14 protein-coding genes and 1 pseudogene are annotated in these 18008 nt (G+C 72.7%); 8 read left to right on the plus strand and 7 right to left on the minus strand.

Features of this window, described 5'->3' with window-relative positions; genetic code table 11:
• Positions 1-99 (plus strand): annotated as a pseudogene (locus ASF96_RS17285) (IS5/IS1182 family transposase); the annotation flags it as partial.
• On the opposite strand, the gene ASF96_RS15875 reads toward ASF96_RS17285, so the two are convergent.
• Complete coding sequence (locus tag ASF96_RS15875) at positions 96-2987, minus strand: ATP-binding protein (RefSeq protein ID WP_055940886.1); 2892 nt, start codon at positions 2985-2987, stop codon at positions 96-98. The pseudogene ASF96_RS17285 and the gene ASF96_RS15875 overlap by 4 nt on opposite strands.
• 168 nt (positions 2988-3155) lie before the next feature.
• Between ASF96_RS15875 and ASF96_RS15880 the strand changes: the two genes are divergently transcribed.
• On the plus strand, positions 3156-7748 hold the full coding sequence (locus tag ASF96_RS15880) for an SCO7613 C-terminal domain-containing membrane protein (RefSeq protein WP_055940889.1): 4593 nt from the start codon (positions 3156-3158) through the stop codon (positions 7746-7748).
• A gap of 512 nt (positions 7749-8260) precedes the next feature.
• Here ASF96_RS15880 and ASF96_RS15885 read toward each other — a convergent pair.
• Complete coding sequence (locus tag ASF96_RS15885) at positions 8261-8779, minus strand: hypothetical protein (RefSeq protein WP_156458908.1); 519 nt, start codon at positions 8777-8779, stop codon at positions 8261-8263.
• Positions 8779-10071: a hypothetical protein gene (locus ASF96_RS15890; RefSeq protein ID WP_055832755.1), complete on the minus strand. Its 1293-nt coding sequence runs from the start codon at positions 10069-10071 to the stop codon at positions 8779-8781. The genes ASF96_RS15885 and ASF96_RS15890 overlap by 1 nt, the downstream gene beginning before the upstream one ends.
• 164 nt (positions 10072-10235) lie before the next feature.
• Here ASF96_RS15890 and ASF96_RS15895 point away from each other — a divergent pair, with 164 nt between their 5' ends.
• Positions 10236-10787 carry a hypothetical protein gene (locus ASF96_RS15895; RefSeq protein WP_055940892.1) on the plus strand — a complete coding sequence of 184 codons (552 nt, stop codon included), beginning with the start codon at positions 10236-10238 and terminating at the stop codon, positions 10785-10787.
• 92 nt (positions 10788-10879) lie between these two features.
• Here ASF96_RS15895 and ASF96_RS15900 read toward each other — a convergent pair whose 3' ends face one another.
• The 3 genes from ASF96_RS15900 to ASF96_RS15910 all read right to left on the minus strand — a co-directional run bounded on the left by ASF96_RS15900 (position 10880) and on the right by ASF96_RS15910 (position 13227).
• Positions 10880-11455, minus strand: a complete 576-nt coding sequence (locus ASF96_RS15900; RefSeq protein ID WP_055832757.1) for an HhH-GPD-type base excision DNA repair protein — start codon at positions 11453-11455, stop codon at positions 10880-10882.
• A 94-nt stretch (positions 11456-11549) separates the two neighbouring features.
• Positions 11550-11831: a hypothetical protein gene (locus ASF96_RS15905; RefSeq protein WP_055832758.1), complete on the minus strand. Its 282-nt coding sequence runs from the start codon at positions 11829-11831 to the stop codon at positions 11550-11552.
• 52 nt (positions 11832-11883) lie between these two features.
• The gene (locus ASF96_RS15910) at positions 11884-13227 is read right to left on the minus strand and encodes a glutamyl-tRNA reductase (protein ID WP_055941034.1); all 1344 of its coding nucleotides are present in this window, start codon (positions 13225-13227) and stop codon (positions 11884-11886) included.
• A gap of 100 nt (positions 13228-13327) precedes the next feature.
• Here ASF96_RS15910 and hemE point away from each other — a divergent pair, with 100 nt between their 5' ends.
• The 5 genes from hemE (at position 13328) to ASF96_RS15935 (ending at position 17068) form a co-directional block, all read left to right on the plus strand.
• A complete protein-coding gene (gene hemE, locus ASF96_RS15915) occupies positions 13328-14365 on the plus strand; it encodes a uroporphyrinogen decarboxylase (RefSeq protein WP_082509774.1) in 1038 nt (345 codons plus the stop codon).
• Positions 14362-15873, plus strand: a complete 1512-nt coding sequence (gene hemG, locus ASF96_RS15920; RefSeq protein WP_055940903.1) for a protoporphyrinogen oxidase — start codon at positions 14362-14364, stop codon at positions 15871-15873. The genes hemE and hemG overlap by 4 nt, the downstream gene beginning before the upstream one ends.
• Positions 15874-15984: 111 nt before the next feature.
• Positions 15985-16386 (plus strand): hypothetical protein, encoded by a 402-nt coding sequence (locus tag ASF96_RS15925; protein WP_055832761.1) that lies wholly within the window; start codon positions 15985-15987, stop codon positions 16384-16386.
• Positions 16387-16389: 3 nt separating this feature from the next.
• A complete protein-coding gene (locus tag ASF96_RS15930; RefSeq protein WP_055832762.1) occupies positions 16390-16800 on the plus strand; it encodes a phage holin family protein in 411 nt (136 codons plus the stop codon).
• Positions 16790-17068 carry a hypothetical protein gene (locus ASF96_RS15935; protein WP_055832763.1) on the plus strand — a complete coding sequence of 93 codons (279 nt, stop codon included), beginning with the start codon at positions 16790-16792 and terminating at the stop codon, positions 17066-17068. Before ASF96_RS15930 ends, ASF96_RS15935 begins: the two co-directional genes overlap by 11 nt.
• Before the next feature lie 85 nt (positions 17069-17153).
• On the opposite strand, the gene ASF96_RS15940 is transcribed toward ASF96_RS15935, so the two are convergent.
• On the minus strand, positions 17154-17942 hold the full coding sequence (locus tag ASF96_RS15940; protein ID WP_055832764.1) for a bestrophin-like domain: 789 nt from the start codon (positions 17940-17942) through the stop codon (positions 17154-17156).
• Positions 17943-18008: the final 66 nt, after the last annotated feature.

The raw sequence follows: 18008 nt of genomic DNA on the forward strand, positions 1-18008 counted from the left end.
CTCGCCACTCGCTACGACAAACACGCCACCATCTATCGCGCGGCGGTCCTACTCCACGCCGTCATCGCCTGGACCCAGCAATTATCAGACACGCCCTAGTCGAGCAGGGCCGTGAGGGTCTCGGCATCCACGTCCGACAGGGCGGTACGGATGCCACCAGCGGGTGCCGAGGTCTCCTCGGCGCCCGCTCCGGTGCGTGCGCTCACCCACACGTGGAACGGGTCGTGCACGTCGGCGGCCCCGCGCACCGCGGTGGCCCGGGCGAGGGCCTCGCGCGCTCGGCCGGAGCGCCCGGTGACGGCGTTCCACCCCGCGACGGCGAGCAGCACCGACGCGATGATCGGGTGGTCCTGCGACGAGATCGCCGCCGAGAGCGCGGTGCGCAGCGTCACGCGGGCCTCGTCGTCTCGGCCGAGCAGCAGCAGGGCCTGGGCGCGCTGCGCGTCGAGCCACGCCGAGAACTGCTCGGGGATGCCGGGCTGCCCGCGCAGATCCACCATGCCGACGACGCGCAGGGCGGCCTCGCCGTCGCCCGCAGCGACCTCGACCTGGGCCGCGGTCATGTACGCCTGGGCGAGCGAGCGCACCGATCCGTCGGCCTGGGCCGCGTCGTCGATCGCGCGCGCGCGGACCCGTGCCTCGTCGAGGCGGCCGAGTCGCAGCAGAATGCCCACCGCCTGCGACTGCTGCTGCAGAACGTCGGGGACCGACGACAGGCCCTGCACGGCCGCCGCCGAGCGGTCAGTGACGGCCAGGGCATCGTCGAGGCGGCCGGCGAGCGTGAGCCATTCCGCGCGCAACTGGCTCGCGAAGCCCGTGCCCCACGGGTCGCCGATCGTCTCGAACATCGCGAGCGCGCGTTCGCTCTCGCGGTCCAACGCGGTCATGTCGCCGGAGTTCTGCGCCGCTCCCGCCCGCAGCGCGTGCAGGATCGCGCGCGTCCACGCCGGGGCGGCGGCGAACTCCTCGTCGGTGACGTCGACGTGCCACGTGCGCGCGGCGTCGCCGGCGCCGCTGCGCAGCACCGTCTGGGCCAGGCGCAGCAGGGGCGGCACCAGCGCGGTGACGTCGGATCGATTCCGGTGAGCCGCCTGCTCGAGTTCGGCGCGGCGGGCGGTGTAGCTCTCGAGGGTCACCGTCGACGGCCGACTCGGCGCGGGGAACGCTGCGGCGAACAGGGCGACCGCCTCGACCACCACGCGGGGCTCGTCGTCGAGTGCGGCGGTGGGATCGGCGAACTCGGCGACGGCGCGGCGCAGGTCGTCGGTGCGTTCGCGCACGGCCCACGGCCACACGAGACTCCGCAGCAGGCGCACCCCCGCGCGCCGGTCGTGCGCCTCGGCGCAGACGCGCAGGGCCGCGGTGAGGTTCTCGTCGTTCGCGTCGAACCAGGCGAGGGCGTCGCGCAGGCCCGGTCCGCGGGTGCGCGCCTCGCGGGCGGCGGCGAGCTCCGTCAGCACCACGGCCGCGCGCAGGCGGTACGTCTCGGTGGCGCCGTCGGTGCGCAGGCGGTCGAGCCCGTACTCGCGCACGGTCTCGAGCATGCGGAAGCGGGCGTCGCGACGCACGAGCAGCGAGCGGTCGACGAGGGCGTCGAATTCCTCGGCATCCACCTCGAAGGCGGCAGCCACGGCCGCCGCGTCCCCGGCGCCGATGCCGTCGGCGAAGACGGCCGAGGCCTGCAGCGCGATGCGTTCGCCCGCAGAGAGGGTGTCCCAGCTCCAGTCGATGAGGGCGCGCAGGGTGCGGTGGCGCTCCACGCTCAGGCGGGGACCGTGCGACAGCAGCGCGAACCGGTCGTCGAGGCCGGCGTCGATCTCGGCGAGGGTGAGTGTTCGAGTGCGGGCGGCGGCGAGCTCGATCGCGAGCGGCAGGCCGTCGAGGCGCTGCACGATGCGCTCCGCCGTGGCGCGTTCGTCGTCGTCGGGCAGGCGGCCGCGTGCGGAGCGCACGCGCTGGGCGAAGAGCATCCGGGCATCGGTCGGCGGCAACGGCCCGAGATCGACGAACGCCTCGCCCGGGATGCCGAGGGGCTCGCGGCTGGTGGTGACTACGCGCACGCCGGGACTCATGCGCAGCAGCGCCAGGGCGGCCTCCGCGGCTTCGCGCACGAGGTGCTCGCAGTTGTCGAGCACGATCACGACGTCGCGGCCGGCCACGGCCTCGGTGACCCGGTCGAGCGGAGAGACCGGGGTGGCCGCGGTCTCGGGCAGGCGGATGCGACGGCCGACGGCGCCGGCGATCGCGGTCCACACGTCTCCGGCGGCGGCCGGGGCGAGCTCGACGACGATCGAATCGGCGACCGCGCGGGCGGTCTCGATGGCGAGCGTGGTCTTGCCGGCGCCGCCGGGACCGATGACGGTCACGAGACGGTCGGTGCGGAGCCGCTCGCTGATCGCGTCGAGCTCGTCGCCGCGGCCGACGAGGGCGGTCAGCGCGGCTCCGACGGGCGACGCCGCCGGTGCGGACGCGGTGGGCGGGGATGCGGACGCGGCGGGCGGGGATGCCGTCGATGTTCTCGCGGCGGCGGCGATCAGGCCCTCGGCGTGGGCGCGGTCTTCGAGCAGGTCGCGCACCAGCCAGTCGAAGCCCTCGTGCGGGGTCCACACGTCGCCGGTCCACAGCGCCAGCGCCGCGCGAGCGCGCTCGGGGTCGTTCGCCGCTCGGGCCTCGGCGACCAGGTCTGCGAAGCGGGTGACGTCGACGTCGTCGCGTGTGAGCTCGAGCCGGTACCCGCCGGGGGTCGACGTGACGAGCCCCGCCGGCAGCGACCCGCGCAGGCGCGAGACGAGCGACTGCAGGGCCGCGCGGGGATCGTCGGGGGCGTCGCGCACCCAGACGTCCTCGGCCAGCGCGCGGGTGCCCACGGTCGTCCCGGCATCGATGGCGAGGCGCAGCAGCAGGGCCTGTCGCGCACGCCCGGGAACGACGACGGCCTCGCCGTCGTCGGATGTCACGGCCAGGCCGCCGAAGAACCTCACCCGCACGGTGTCCAGACTAGGTCGCGCGAGACGGTCCCCGCGGAGCGCGGGGGGATCGGCTGTTCGGTCGATGGCCGCACCCGCCCCCTGGGGAGGAGGGGCGCGAGCGGATGACACGGACCGCGGGTAGGACTTCGTTAGCCTGGGGTCGACGACCGACGCCGAGGGGGCACGATGACGGAAGTCGATGGTGGACGAGAGTTCTCCGGTCCTGCCTGGCCGCCGGGGCCGGGAGCGCTGGTCGACACCTCGCGCTGCCCGTCGTGCTTCACCCCGATCACCGCGACGCCGTGCGTCTCGTGCGGACTGAACCTCGCCGACTCACGCACCGCGCGCGTGCTCGAGCTGTCGCAACGCATCGTCGAGCTCGTCGACGAGCGCACCGACGTGCTCCTGCGGGTCCACCGCGACGCCGCGGTCGCGGAAGCGGCGGCTGCGGCCGCTCCGGCTCCGGCTGCGGGGGAGCGGACGCCGGCGGGGCCGGCCCCCACCGAGGTGCCCCGTGCCCCTGCCGCGACCAACGTTGCAGCCAAGACTGACGCCGCAGCCACCACCGACGCCGCAGCTGCGGCCCCGGTGGCGGCGGAGCCCTCCGCGGCGGCCTCGGCTCCGGTCGCGGCGACCGAGGTGGTCTTCGCGCCGCCGTCGGGGGCGCCGGTTCTTCCTGTGCCCCCCGCCCCGGCCGCCGCCCCGCCGTTCGTCGGGGGTCCGCCCTCCGCCGCGTCCCCGCCGACCGCGTCCCCGCCGCCCCCGTCCCCGCCGTTCGTCGGGGGCCCGCCCCCCGCCGTGGCGGCGCCGACGGGGTCCCCGCCCGCCGGGTCCCCGCCGCCCCCGTCCCCGCCGGCGAAGCCGCGCCGTTCGAGCGTGCAGGTGTTCCTGCTGTCGGTGGGTGTGGTGCTGCTCGCGGTCGCGGCGGCCTTCTTCCTCACCGTCGCGTGGATCAGCGGTGGCCTTGTGCTGCGGTCGATCATCATCGGGCTGGTGACCGCCGCGATCATCGCCGCCGCGTCGATCCTGCGCCGACGCGGTCTCGGAGCCACCGCCGAGGGCATCGCTCTGCTCGGCATCGCCTTCGTCGCCCTCGACGTCTGGGCCGTGCGCGCCAACGACCTGGGCGGGGCGATGAACGTCGAGCCCCGCGTGTTCTGGGGAGTCACCTCGATCGTCGCGGGCGGAGCCTTCGTCGGGTGGGCGCGGCTCTCGCGGCTCCGTGCCCCGCTGTCGACCGCGGTCGTGTCGCTCGCGATCGGCCCGGCGGTGCTGGTCACCGGTCCGGTCGAGCGAGATGCCGTCCTCGGCGGGTACGCCGGGGGTCTCGCGCTCCTCGTCGTCGCTCTGGCGGCCCCGTTGGCCCCGCTCCTCGCCCGCCGCCCGCCGCCGACGCTCGCCGTCGAGATCGCCGTCGTACGGGGACTCGCCGCCGTCGGCGCGGCCGTCGCGGTGACCGCCGCCCTGCTCGTCGACCCGCGCAGCACCGTCACTCCCGCTCTGCTGTCGGCCGCCCTCGCGGTGGCTCTCGCGCTGCACGCCCGCTCGCTCGCCCGGCGCGGTGCCGCGCGTCTCGCCCCCACCGCGGCCGTGCTGTCGGTCCTCGTCCTGGGCGTGGGCGTCGCCGCCTCCGCCGTCCGCACGGCCGACGCCGCGCTGTCGGCGACGGTTCCCGTGCTCATCGCCGCCGCTCTCGCGCTCGGTCTCGACACGGCTGCGCGCCGCGCCACCCCCGGCGTGGGTCGGACCACCGTGGTGACCGCTGCCTGGGCGGCCGCCCTCGCCGCCGCGCTCGCCGCGGTCGTCCCGTTCTTCTGGGCGCTGACCGCCTTCGGCGCCCCGGTGCGCTCGATCATCTCGACGTTCGGGCAGTCCGCCGTCGACACCACAGCTCCGGATGCCACGAGCACCGCCGCCGTCATCGCGCTCGCCGCCATCGTCGCCCTCGCCGCCGTCGTCTGGCGCCTCTCGGGGTCGTGGCCGCAACGCCGATCGCCCGCGCTCATCGCCGCGGCGACCGTCGCCCTGCTCGTCGGGCCCCAGCTGCGGGTGCTCCTGCTCGTCGTCGGCTGGTACCTCGTGCTGGCTGTCGTCGCCCTCATCGTCCTCCGGCGCCGGCGCGGCGACATCGCGCTCGCCGCGGTGGCCGGGTCGATGGCCCTCGGCATCGGCTGGCTGCTGTCGTTCTCGTCTCCGCTCGCCTGGGGGCTCGCTTCGATCGTCGTGGCCGCCGTCTTCGCGGCCGCCGCGGGCGTGCACCCGGGGCTCCGCGTGCCGTCCACGGTGTCGGTCGTGCTGTTCGTATCGGGGAGCGCTCCGTTCGTGCCCCCGGCGATGCGCATCGGCGCCGATGTCGTCATCGAGGGGTTCTCCCTCTTCATCGCGTCGCTCGTCATGGCCTCCCTGTGCCTGATCGTCCTCGTGCTCCCGCTCGTCCGCGGGGTGGGGCTCACCGCGGCGCAACGCCAATCCGGAATCGTCTCGGCCCTCGCGGTGATCGCTGCCGTGGGACCCCTGGCGCTCTTGTTCCGCACGGGGGTGGCGGCCGACGTCTGGATACTCGCTTCGGCGGCCGTTTCGGCGGGGGCGTCGGCAGCCGTGCTCACGGCGCCCTACCGGTCGTGGCGTGTGGCGAGGCCGGCCGCGGCCCTCCTGGCCCCGCTGCTCGTGGCGGGCGCGGCCGGGGCGGCACTGCGTCTCGTCGACGCGGCCCCTCTCGCGCGCGTGGTCGTTCTCGCGGCGATCGCCCTCGTGGCCGCTGCGGCGGCGCTCCGCCTGCTGCGCGCCGACGCTCTCACCCGCGCGTTCCTCGACGCCGGAACGGCGATCGTCGTGGCCCTGTCGATCGCCGATGCTCCGTCGCAGGGCGTGCGGTGGATCCCCCTCCTGCTCGCCGCGGTGACCGCGATGATCTGGGCGACCGACGTCGATGGCCTCTTCCGCTCCCGTGGCCCGCGGCGTCATCTCGTCTGGCTCGCACTCCTGCTGGGAACGCTGGCCCTGTGGACCCGGCTGTTCTGGCAGCAGACCGAGGCCGTCGAAGCGTTCACGGTGCCCGTCGGCGTTGCGCTCCTCGCTCTGGCCGCCGGTCACGAGCGTGCGCGACGTCTCGTCGACGGTCGTTCCGTGGCCGGTCCCGCGGTCATCGCCGCCGCGGGAATCACCGTCGCTCTCGCCCCCAGCGCCCTGGCCACCCCCGACGACACCGTCCGCACTCTCGTCGTCGGCGCTGTCTCGGCCACGGTGCTCGTCGCCGGAGCCTGGGTGCGCCCCGCGCGCACTCCCGACGAGCTGCCCGTCGCCGTCGGTGCCTCGGGAGCGCTCGCCCTCGTGCTGCTGACGGTCTCGCAGCTCGGGCACGCGGCCGGTCGCGGGGGCATCGGTCTCGCCGATCTCGTCCTGGTGGTCACGGCGGCCGCGATCGGGGTGGCCGCGCGGGGAGTGGCCCGTCGCCCTGCGCCGTGGGCGCCGGCATCGGCGCGCATCGCCGCGGTGACGGCGGCCGCGATCCTCGCCCTGGGCTCGACGGCGCTCGTCGCCGCCGACGGGGGGCCGATCGTCCGCACGGTGGGAGCGATCGTCGTGCTCGGTGCCCTCGGCGTCGGCGCTCTCCGATCCGCACCGACGCTGCTCGGCATCCCTCTGTCGATCGCCGGACTCGGCGGCGCGGGTCTGGTCGCCGTCGCCGGGGTGGGAGTCGACGTGCGCCCGATCGAGTGGATGACGCTCCCGCTCGCCCTGGCCTGGATCGTCGCCGCCCTGCTCGAGCGCCGCCGCCCGATCACGCCGCCCTTCGTGCTGCTCGCCGCGGCGGGGCTGGCCGTGGGACTGCTGCCCTCCGCCGTGCTCGCCGACACGTCGCCGGCCCGGGCGATCGGCGTCGCCGTCGCGGCGATCGCCGTGCTCGTGGGGGCGGTGCTCCTCCTGCGGCACGCGTTCGCCCCGCTCCTGACGTCCGTCATCGCGGTCGCGGGACTGGCGCTGATCGTCGCCGCGTCGCTCCGCGCCCTGCGCGAACTCGCCACACCGCTCTTCGACGTCTGGATGCTCCTCGCGACCGTCCCGCTGGCGGGTGTGGCCGTGCTGCTGCTCCGGCGCCGCGCAGCCGTCGCCTCGTGGATGCCGGTGGTCCTCGCCCTCGCCGCCCCCTCGGTCGCGGTCGCGCTGACCTCGGCGCGTCTGTCGGCGACGGGGGAGGGCGCTGTGCGCCTGGTCGTGACGCTCGTCGCCGTCCTGACCCTGGGGCTGTGGTGGCGCGGCCGGATCGTGTTCTGGGCCGTGATCGCCCTGTCCACCGTCCTCGCCCTCACCGCGATGGTCCTCGGGAGCGCCGACCCCGTCGAGGCGGCCACCGCTCCTCTCGCCGCAGCCGTTGTCTTCCACGGCATCCGGGCCCTGCGTCGGCATCCCGAGCTGCGCACCTGGCCCGCCCTGGGGATCGGTCTCGGGCTGCTTCTCGTCCCCTCGCTGCTGTTCGACTTCGGCGCCGACAACGCCCTCTGGCGCGTCCTCGCGCTCGGCGTCGTCGCTCTCGCGGTGCTCCTCATCGGCGCACGGTTGCGCTGGCAGGCCCCCGTGCTGTTCGGCGGGGTGGTGCTCATCGTCCACGCCGTCGCCCAGCTGTGGCCGGGGATCACCGCGCTCTACGAGAGCGCGACGGGTCTCTGGTGGCTGTGGCTCGGCATCGCCGGCGTCCTGCTCATCGTCGTCGCCGCGACGTACGAGCGTCGCATCCGCGAGGTGAAGGCGGTGGCGCTGGCGATCCGCTCCCTGCGCTGAGTGCGCTTCGGGGCGACCGACAGGTCGCCCCAGTCGCCCGGAGGGTTCAGATCACGGGGCCGTGGGCGGCGAGCGGAGCCCCGGAAAGAGGGGGTCCTCCAGTTCGAGCGGCAGAGGACGACCAGGACCGCGGTGATCGCCACGGCGTAGATCGCCACGGCGATACCGCCGGGGGCACCGAGCGCCGTGAGGGCGGGAAGCACCAGCATGAAGCCGCCGACGACCAGGCAGACGAGCACGAGCGCGCGATCGGTGGACGCCCCCCGCTCGGTCTGCGCACCTCGGCGGGCGAGGAGGAACGCCCGAATCGCCACCACGGCGAGAAGCAGGTTGCCGGGGAGGGCGAGGAAGGCCGCACCGACCGAGGCGCGCCACACGTCGAGCGCCACGAGCAGGATGACGAGCGTGATCGGAACGAGAACCGCGGCGATCACGCCACGCCAGAGCGCGGAGCGCGTGATCGCCCGCTGCACCGGATCGCTCACTGACTCGCGAAGGGAGAGCACGACGCCCTAGACGGCGCTGCGGGCCGGATCGATCTCGACACCCACGCGCTCGCGAAAGCGCAGAACGACCGAGCCGGCCGCCAGCGAATAGCCCCAGGGCATCACGATGCGATCCTGATGGGAGCCCGGAGCGTCCCACAGCATCGTGACGCTCTCCGGCTTGAGCTCGGCGAGGAAATCGCGGGTGTCGCCGTTCCCCGACGCGAACTCCTCTTCCCATTCCCGGAAGAGTGCCGATGGAGCGGAATCGGGATCGTCCAGAGCCGCGGTCAGCGCGTCACGGGCCATCATGTCGATCCGCTCCCAGCCCAGGAGGATGGCGTCGAGTTGCTCGACCTGCCGCTCATCGAATCGAGACGGGTAGTCCACTTCGAGGCGGAACGGCACGGTGGCGCCGCTGAGCTCGGTCGTCGTTTCGAACACGGCGCCGCCGACGCCGCCGACGAGCTCCACGGGTCCGAAGACACGGCTTTCCATTGCGATGTGATCCGTTCTGCTGTGGTCCGGGTGCCGGATGAGGCTCATCAGTTGGGCGTGAGGGCTTCCGACGCAGCGAGCTGCTCGACGAGTCGCTGGTTCTCTTCGTCGGCGTTGAAGTAGTTCTCCACCTCGGCGTCGAAGAGATCTTTGCCGCGCGAGTACTCCTGCAGGGTCGAATTGATCGCATCGGCCGTGTAGTCGAACAGATTCAGCGCATTCGAGTGCGTTCCGCTCGAGATCGCGGCGTGCGGCGTCGGGTCCGAATAGGGCGGAGATCCGAGCGCGGTCTTCGCGGCATCGAGGCCCTCGATCACACGCTGCATATTGCTCGACACGGTATTCGTGTGCTGGCGTACCATCACGATCTCGTCGGAGAAGTTCTGATCCTGCGGCTCGATCCGGTAGCGGTTCAGATCGAAGCCGCCCGGGTCCGCGATGATCGCATTGACGGCGCCGGAGAGCATGGTGCGAACCTCGGACTCCTGATCGGAGACCGCCGTGCGGAGTGTCTCGAGGGCTTCCTCGAAAGACGACATGATCTCGTCGTAGCTTCCGCCGGTGATCGAGGCATCCGCACTGATGGCGGCGACCGCGGTCGAGGCGGCAGACGAAAGGGTGACCATCGCGCCGACAAGGGGTGCTGCGGCGCCGGCCGTCGCCACGGTCGCCACCGCTGCGGCGACCGTGGCCACCACTCCCAGCGTGATCTGGAAGTCGGCCGAACCCTTGCTCTCGGCGTACTCGGCACACGCGGATTTGGCGTTCTCCACGATGGTGGCCACGTCGTCGCGCACGCCCTCCCACATGGTCGACTGCATCGTGTAATTCATCTGCAGGATCGCCGCAGCGGCTCCGAGACTCTGCGAGACACCCTTGAACTGGGTGTAGTACTTGTCGAGCATCGGCCCGATGAAGGACGCGACCAGCTCCTGCGTGAGCAGATCGCCCATGGTGTTCGTCGAGGTGAGGATCGCTCCGTCGTCTGCGACGGACGCACCGCTCCCGGACGCCCCGAGACTGGCGGCCGCACTCGACGTGGACGTCTTGTACACCCCGGCGTCGGCGCCGGTCGGCAGGGCGCGCCACTTGTCGACAACGTCGTCGACACGCGAGCGGACGCCGTCGTAAGAGATGTCGTCGTTCCAGGGCATGCCGTCGACCTTGCCGCCGCCCTCGCCGGAGGCGTTCGGCATCTCGTAGCCGTTCGGCGCCCAGCCCCACTTGTAGTAGTAGTTGGTGCCGAACTTGTCTTCGTAGAAGCCGTCGTCAGCCATGAAGGCGTCGATCGCCGCCTTCTTCAACGCGCCGATTGAACTGTCCAAGTCGTCGTAGCTCACAGAAATGTCCTCATCCGTCGCTTGCGAACGGGCGACCGCTGATCATCTCCACCACCGAAGCCGCCCCTCCCCCTATTCTGCATATCGCGTCGCGAAAGAGAACCCCAGCGGGTGAAAGTGCCTGACCCCACCTAAGATCGTCGTGTCGTGAATGGGGGAAACAAATGACCGAAGGTCGAACGCTCGCGGTGTCGCGGATGCGTGTGGCGAGTATGGCTCTCTCGGTCGCCGCTCTCGCCTTCTTCGCGGTCGGCATGCTCCTGTCCTGGTCGCGCGTGGCCGTGCTGATCGTGCCCGTGGTCATCGGTGCGGTCGCGCTCGTTCTCGCGGTCCGGGCGCGCGGAGTCGCCGCCCTTCGCTTCGGCCGGATCATCGCCATCGTGCTGTCCGCGTTGGCGATCGTCGCTCCCGCCGTCACCATCGGCGCAGTACTCCTCGGGGGAGCCTTGGCCCCGTCCGCGACGTACACGCTCACAGTCGACTCGCCGGAACCCGTGAACGTGGTCATCAGGGAAGGCGCCGATCGCACGAACGAGAAGTGGGACTCGGGCGAGACCATCACTCTCGACTCCAGCGCGACGGTCATCGGCATCGGAGCACAGGCGTCGACCCCCACCACGGTGATCTCGTGCGAGATCCGCCGCGACGGCAACATCCTGGTCTCCGACGAACGCGCCGGATCCGTCGACTGCAGTTTCACGGGGCGCGACGAGTAGCGCAAAAGGCCCGTGCCCGAAAGGCGCTCGTTCGCGTGAACGCGGTGAACGCGAGGAACAGCAGACTGCCCCTCGGTGCCCGCGTGCGAGCCTCAGGCCTTCGCTTCCTTGACTGCGGCTTTCGCCGCGCGCTTGTGCTCGCGCACCCGGGTGAGCGATTCCGGGCTCGTGATGTCGGCAACCGAGCGGAACGATCCGTCCTCCCCGTAGGGCGCTGAGGCCTCGCGCCACCCGGCGCCGTCGAAGCCGCATTGCTTGCCGAGCAGGGCGAGGAAGATCTTCGCCTTCTGCTCGCCGAAGCCGGGAAGCGCCTTCAGGCGCTTCAGCACCGTGGCGCCGTCGGGGTCGTCGCGCGTCCAGAGGTTCTCGGCGTCGCCGCCCCAGTCCTCCTCGAGGGCCGCGCACAGCGCTTGCACGCGCCCCGCCATCGAACCCGGATAGCGGTGCACGGCGGGCGACTGAGAGAAGGTGGCCGCGAAGTCGTCGGGGTCTTCGTGGGCGAGGGTCGCGGCATCCATCGATCCGACGCGCTCCTGGATCTTCAGCGGACCGGCGAACGCGGTCTCCATCGCGACCTGCTGGTCGAGGAGCATGCCGATCAGCAGCGCGAGCGGGTTGCTCGACAGCAGCTCGTCGGCGGCCGGGTCGTCGGTGATGCGCAGACTCATGCGTTCATTCTCGCGCGTTCCCCGCGCGAGGGGTGCGGCCCGGGAATCGTGCACCCGAGGTATCAGCGGGGGCGGTCTCGCGGTCGGTCTCCGCTCACGCCGGCTCGGCGATCCACTTCTCGGCGAAGGGCACGGCGGACATCGTCGCGAGGTCGGCCGTGATCTCGTTCAGCTGCGCGGTGAAGTCGTCGACGTCACCGGGAGGCAGGCGTTTCACGATCGACCCGTCGACGCGCCGGATCACGACCTCGCTCACCGATGGCGCGACGCTGCCCGCGTCGAACAGGCCGAGCACCACGGTGCTCGCCCACCGCAGCCCGTTGCGGGCGCGATCCTCTCCCGCGACGACGTAGACCTCGGATGCCGGTGTGCTCACGGCATCCATCCTGCCCGACGGACGCTCGCGCCTCATCGCGAGCCGGCGTGCCTCAGCCCGCGTCGGCGATGCCGTCGGGGCGGGCGGTGCCGCGCTCGACGAGGGGCTCGGTGACCTCGATGCCGAACAGCGCCGACAGGGCGTCGACGTACTCGTCGGCGCGCCCGGTCTCGGCCAGCTGGTGCGCGCGGGTCGTGGGGGTGTGCAGCAGCACGCCGACGAGGTGGCGGAGCGCCTGCTCGGTCTGCCCGCCCTCGTCGCCGCGAGCGCGGACGCGCGCCACCTCGGCGTCGAGCACGCCGAACACGTGGGCGCGCAGGGCGACGACGGCGGGGGTGATGTTCTTGCGCTCGCCGACCGAGACGAAGCGGCGGGCGGCGTCGCGCACGAGGTCGCGGGCGGCGTCGGTGGCCTGCAGTTCTTCGAGCGGGGCGTGCAGGCGGATGGTCTCGAGGTCGAGCAGGTCGACGCCCGGCACTGTGGCGACGTCGGGGTCGACGTTGCGGGGCAGGCCCAGGTCGATCACCAGGCGCCGCGCGGTGTGGTCGACGGGGCATCCGCCGGCGGTCGCCTCGACGGCGGCTTCGGCGCGGGTGCGGCCCGCGGCGAAGGTCGCGGCGCTGACGACGTGGTGCTCGCTGGTGGTGCAGGTGATGACGAGGTCGGCGTGGGCGACCGCCATCGGGAACGTCTCGGCCGAGACGGCGCGCAGGCCGTGCTTCGTCGCGAACTTGGTCGCCCGACCCGAGGGGGAGTGCACCGAGATGTCGACGGCGCCCTGATCGCGGAGGGCGGCGACCGTGGCCGCGGCGTACGCACCGGTCCCGACGAGCAGCACTCGCTGCGTCGCCCAGTCGGCGATGCGGCTGTCGGCGAGCTCGAGGCCCAGGCGCACGAGCGAGCGGCCGGCGCGGCCGATGGCGGTGGAGTTCTTCACGCCGCGCTGCGCTTCGGAGGCCCGCTGGAACAGACGCTCGAGTTCGGCGGAGGTGGTGCCGAGGGCGCGGGACTCGGTGAGCGCGCGGCGCACCTGACCGGCGATCTCGCCCTCGCCGACGACGACGGATTCGAGGCCGGATGCCACCGAGAACAGGTGCTCGGCCACGTCGCTTCCGCCCAGCACGGTGTACGAGCCCTCGAGTTCGCTGACCGGAACGCCGGTGGCGGTCTCGATGGCGGCGAGGGTGGCCTCGATGCCGAGGGCGACGCCCGCGGTGACGGGCTCGTCCATGTCGACGTACGCCTCGAAGCGGTTGCAGGTCGCCACCACGACGGCGCCCTGAACGCACTCGTCGTGCTCGGCGATCAGAGGCGCGACCGGGGTCGCGGGTACGCTGAGCCGCTCGAGGAGCTCGAAGGACGCGGTCTTATGACTCGCGCTGACGCACAGCAGCACGGTCATATTCTACGCCCGCGCCCCGTGGGGTATTCCGGTGGGCCGCTCGACGTCGAGGCATCCCCCTGGTCGGCCGTCGCCCAGTGGGAGGATGGATGCCATGGCCTCCCTCGACGCGCCCCTGCTCCGTGCCCTCCGCGGCGACCGCCCCGAGCGGCAGCCGGTGTGGTTCATGCGACAGGCGGGGCGCTCCCTGCCCGAGTACCGCGAGCTGCGCGTGGGCACCCGCATGCTCGACGCGTGCCTCACCCCGCACCTCGCGGCCGAGATCACGCTGCAGCCCATCCGCCGACACGACGTGGACGCCGCCATCTTCTTCAGCGACATCGTCGTGCCCCTGCGGCTCGCGGGTGTCGACGTCGTCATCGAGCCGGGCCGGGGGCCGGTGTTCGCCGATCCCGTGCGCACGGCCGACGACGTGGCGCGGATCACCGCGATCGACCCGGCCGAGGTGGCCTCCGCGGCGGAGCCCGTGCGCGAGGCCGTGCGCCTGGTCACCGCCGAGCTCGGCGACGCGGTGCCCCTGATCGGTTTCGCGGGGGCTCCCTTCACCCTCGCCGCCTATCTGGTCGAGGGCGGCCCGTCGAAGGAGCACCTGCGGGCCCGCGGGATGATGCACGCCGACCCGGCGTCGTGGCACCGCCTGGCCGGCTGGCTCTCCAAAGTCTCGCGCGCCTTCCTCGACGCGCAGATCGACGGGGGAGCGCAGGCCGTGCAGCTGTTCGACTCGTGGGCCGGATCGCTCTCGCCGGCCACGTTCCGCGAGTTCATCGCCCCGCACTCGCACGCGGCGCTCGAGGGCATCGACGTGCCGCGCATCCACTTCGGCGTGGGCACCGGAGCCTTCCTCGACGACATGCGCCTCGGCGGGCTCGCCGACGCGGTCGGCGTCGACTGGCGCATGCCGCTCGACGAGGCGGCGGCCCTGGTCGGTCCCGACGTGACCCTGCAGGGCAACATCGACCCGGCACTGCTCGGCGCGCCCTGGCCGGTGCTGGCCGCGCACGTCGACGACGTGCTGGCCCGCGGCCGCGCGGCCCGCGCGCACGTACTCAACCTCGGCCACGGTGTGCCCCCCGACACCGATCCCGAGGTGCTGACGCGCATCGTCGCCCGCGCGCACGGCGCAGACGCGTGAGCGAGCCCCTCGAGCGGCTGGCGCGTCACGCGCACGAGACGCACGTGGTCGTCGTGGGCGGGGGAGTGTCGGGTCTCGTCGCGGCGCGGGAGTGCGCCAAGGTCGGCCTGCGGGTCACGGTGCTCGAGGCGTCCGACGCGGTGGGCGGTGTCGTGCGTTCCGCCGAGGTCGGCGGTATCACCCTCGACGTGGGGGCCGAGAGCTTCGCGACGCGCGGCGGCATCGTGCGCGAGCTCCTCGACGACGTCGGCCTCGCCGACGACATCGTGTCGCCGAATCCGGCCGGTGCGTGGGTGGTCGGCGTGCCGGGCGTCGGGGCGGCCCCGCTGCCGAAGGGCGGGGTGCTCGGCATCCCCGACAATCCCTGGGCGCCCGACGTGCGCCGTGTCATCGGATGGTCGGGAGCGTGGCGTGCCTACGTCGACCGCCTGCGGCCCCCGCTCACCATCGGGCACCAGCACAGCCTCGGCAAGCTCGTGCGCTCGCGTCTCGGCGCACGCGTGCTCGACCGCCTCGTCGCCCCCGTCACGAGCGGGGTGTACTCCGCCCGTCCCGACGACATCGACGTCGACCTGGCCGCCCCGGGCCTGAACGCCGCCCTCACCCGCGTCGGCTCGCTCACCGGCGCCGTCGCCGACCTGCGGGCGCGTCGTTCGGCTCCGCGGCCCGCCGATGCTCCGGCATCCGATGTCCCCGTCGCCACCGGTCCCGCGTCGAAGACCGCGGCACCCGGCGGAGCGGTCGAGGGGATCGCGGGCGGCATGTCGCGCCTCGTCGACGCGCTCGTCGATCAGCTCGTCGAGCGCGGGGTCGAGCTGCGCACCGGCGTCGCCGCCGAGCGTCTCGACCCGCGCGACGGCGGCGAATGGACCGTGGCGACCTCGGCCGACGATGAGGCCCTCCACGCGCACGCCGTGATCGTGGCGCTCCCCGAGGGCGCCGCCCGCGCCCTGCTCGCCCCGGTCGTCCCGGGCCTCGACCTGGGCGACCCCGTGGCGCCGGTGGTCGAGGTCGTCACCCTCGTCGTGCACGCGCCCGAACTCGATCGCGCGCCGCGCGGCACCGGCGTGCTGACCGTGCCCGGCAGCCACATCGCCAAAGCGCTCACCCACTCGAGTGCGAAGTGGGACTGGGTACGGGATGCCACCGAGCCCGGCGTCCACGTCGTGCGGGTCTCGTTCGGAGCTCAGGGCGAAGAGCCCGCCACCTCCGCCCTCGACGACGATGCCGCGGCCGCCCTCGCCCTCTCGGAGGCCGCCGCCCTGCTCGGCGTCGAGCTGCCGAGCTCGACCCTGCGTGCCGCGCACCGGGTGCGCTACGTGCAGTCGCAGCCGGCGGCGACCATCGGACGGGCCGCCGAGACGGCCGCCGCGCGCGGGGCGATCCGCTCCGTCGCCGGGCTCGGGGCCACGGGCGCCTGGATCTCGGGCACCGGGCTGGCGCAGGTGATCCCCGATGCGCGCGACGAGGCCGACCGTGTGCGCAGCGACGCGCTCTGGCGACACTGACGGGCGCCGTTCTTCGTCATCCGCCGCCGTGTGTCAAGGGTGGATGCCGTAATGGGAATACATGGCTACTGTGAGAGTCGACCAGCACTCGTTCGAGCGTGAGGAGACCCCATGAGGGGCAAAGCAGCACTCGTCGTCGGACTCGTGGCGGGCTACGTGCTCGGTGCACGCGCAGGCCGCGACCGGTACGAGCAGATCAAGACGCAGGCCGAGAAGGTCTGGGACCAGCCCGTCGTCCAGGGACAGGTCGAGAAGGTCAAGGCGTTCGGCGTCTCGGCCCTCAAGTCCGTCCCCGGTGTGGTGTGGAAGGGCGCGAAGTCGGTCACCGGCGCCGCGACCCAGTCCGGCACCGCCCAGGAGCGCGCGGAGCGCGCCACGCGGGCGGCGAAGCAGTCGGCCTCCGAGGTCGCCGACGTCGTCGAGGATTCCGTCGACGACGCCAAAGAAGCCGAGAAGGCCGCGACCACACGTGCGCGCGCGTCCAAGAGCGGCTCCACCTCTTCCGGGAGCTGAGGCATGACGACTCCTCGCGGATTCCGCGATCGTTCCGACGACAGCCTGTTCACGCTGGTCGGCGACATCCCCGAGCTCGTGCGCAACCTCGTCGTCGCCGAGATCAACGGCGCCAAGGCGTGGGCGCAGCGCACGGCCAAAGACGCCGGGATCGGCGCCGGCTGGTTCGTCGGTGCGCTCATCGTGCTGTTCTGGGCCGTGCCGGTGTTCTTCGCGTTCGTCATCGCGGGACTGTCGTCGTGGTGGCCGGTCTGGCTCTCGGCGATCGTCGTGTTCGGCGTGATGATCGTCATCACCGCGATCCTGGCTCTGCTGGGTTACCTGCGCTTCAAGAAGCTGTCGAAGCGCGAGAACCCCGGCGAAGCGATCGCCGAAGACGTCCGCATCGTCAAGGAGGCCCGCGATGAGTATTGATCGTCCCGTTCCCGTGCCCCGCACCGCCGTGCCGCTGGGGATCACCGATCCCGTCCAGTCGGCCCGCGCCGAGTTGAAGGCCGCCCTGGCCGCCCTCGAAGACAAGGCGAACATCCCGCGCCGCGCGAGCGAGGCCGTCGACGACAAGGTCCGTGAGGTGCGCGAGAGCGCGCAGCGCAATCCCGCCGCGGCTGCCGCCGTCGTCGCGGGGGTCGCGAGCCTCGTCGGCCTGGCCGTCTGGAGCATCGTCCGCGCCTACACGCGCTGACACTCATCGAAGCGGCCCGTCCCCGTCGGGGCGGGCCGCTTCGTCGTTCGCAGGATGACCGGCCCGAGCGCCGATCCGAGTCCGTCTACGGCTCGTTCGCGAACAACCCGTCCAGAAGATCCTGGAAGTACTCCGGCGTCACCGCGATCGGACCGGCGTACGCGTGGTCGAACCCGGCGATGGCGTACAGCAGCAGGGCGACGAACAGCGCCAGCATCCCCGACATCAGCAGGTGCACGCGCAGGTTCCGCACCTCGATCAGCCCGATGAGGATGGCGTTGAGCACCGCGCCCACCCCGAGCACGATCCACAGCACGCTCGGAAGGGCCAGGTGGGTCAGCGCGATGCGGTCGCGCCGGTCGTGCACCAACTGCTGGAACTGCTCGAGGGCCTCTTGCACGTAGACCACCTCGACCGCCGAGGTCGGCTCCACGGCCTCGATGGCGCTCTGCATGGCGGTGATGTTGGCATCCGTCTCCATCGGGATCTCCAGGTGCCGCTGCATCGGCCAGTCCTCGTCGATGACGTTGCGCGTGTACTGCACGATCTGCTCCTGCAGCTCGTCGGCCTGCGGCTCGGGCAGCAGCGTGGCGCTGCGGTACAGCGTGGCCAATGACGACGACTCATCGAGCACGACGCCGTCGACCTCGGTGAAGTTGCCGTACGCGGCGGCCGCGATCAGGGCGAGCGTCACGCCGTAGAAGACGCCGTAGGCGCCGACCGCGTAGCTGAGCACGCGGTCCCACTCGTCACCCTGCGGGGCGACTCTGAAGACCCACTTGCGCAGCACCAGCAGGATTCCGCACGAGCCTCCCACCACGAGCAGGATGAACATCGGCAACCCCACAGCCATGGGGAGGTCGTACAGCCACATCGGGCACCCTTTCGCGGGCGGCGTCCCCCGACGCCGTCGACGCACATTATCAATGCGCGTCGACGC

The sequence above is a fragment of the Microbacterium sp. Leaf179 genome (genome assembly GCF_001423785.1).
Taxonomy (GTDB): domain Bacteria; phylum Actinomycetota; class Actinomycetes; order Actinomycetales; family Microbacteriaceae; genus Microbacterium.

Bases quoted from the DNA above. Each gene is read 5' to 3' on its own strand.
- ASF96_RS15880 (WP_055940889.1), top strand. From the start codon at position 3,156: ATGACGGAAGTCGATGGTGGACGAGAGTTCTCCGGTCCTGCCTGGCCG.
- ASF96_RS15885 (WP_156458908.1), bottom strand. From the start codon at position 8,779: ATGAGCCTCATCCGGCACCCGGACCACAGCAGAACGGATCACATCGCA.
- ASF96_RS15895 (WP_055940892.1), top strand. From the start codon at position 10,236: ATGACCGAAGGTCGAACGCTCGCGGTGTCGCGGATGCGTGTGGCGAGT.
- ASF96_RS15900 (WP_055832757.1), bottom strand. From the start codon at position 11,455: ATGAGTCTGCGCATCACCGACGACCCGGCCGCCGACGAGCTGCTGTCG.
- hemE (WP_082509774.1), top strand. From the start codon at position 13,328: ATGGCCTCCCTCGACGCGCCCCTGCTCCGTGCCCTCCGCGGCGACCGC.
- ASF96_RS15925 (WP_055832761.1), top strand. From the start codon at position 15,985: ATGAGGGGCAAAGCAGCACTCGTCGTCGGACTCGTGGCGGGCTACGTG.
- ASF96_RS15930 (WP_055832762.1), top strand. From the start codon at position 16,390: ATGACGACTCCTCGCGGATTCCGCGATCGTTCCGACGACAGCCTGTTC.
- ASF96_RS15935 (WP_055832763.1), top strand. From the start codon at position 16,790: ATGAGTATTGATCGTCCCGTTCCCGTGCCCCGCACCGCCGTGCCGCTG.
- ASF96_RS15940 (WP_055832764.1), bottom strand. From the start codon at position 17,942: ATGTGGCTGTACGACCTCCCCATGGCTGTGGGGTTGCCGATGTTCATC.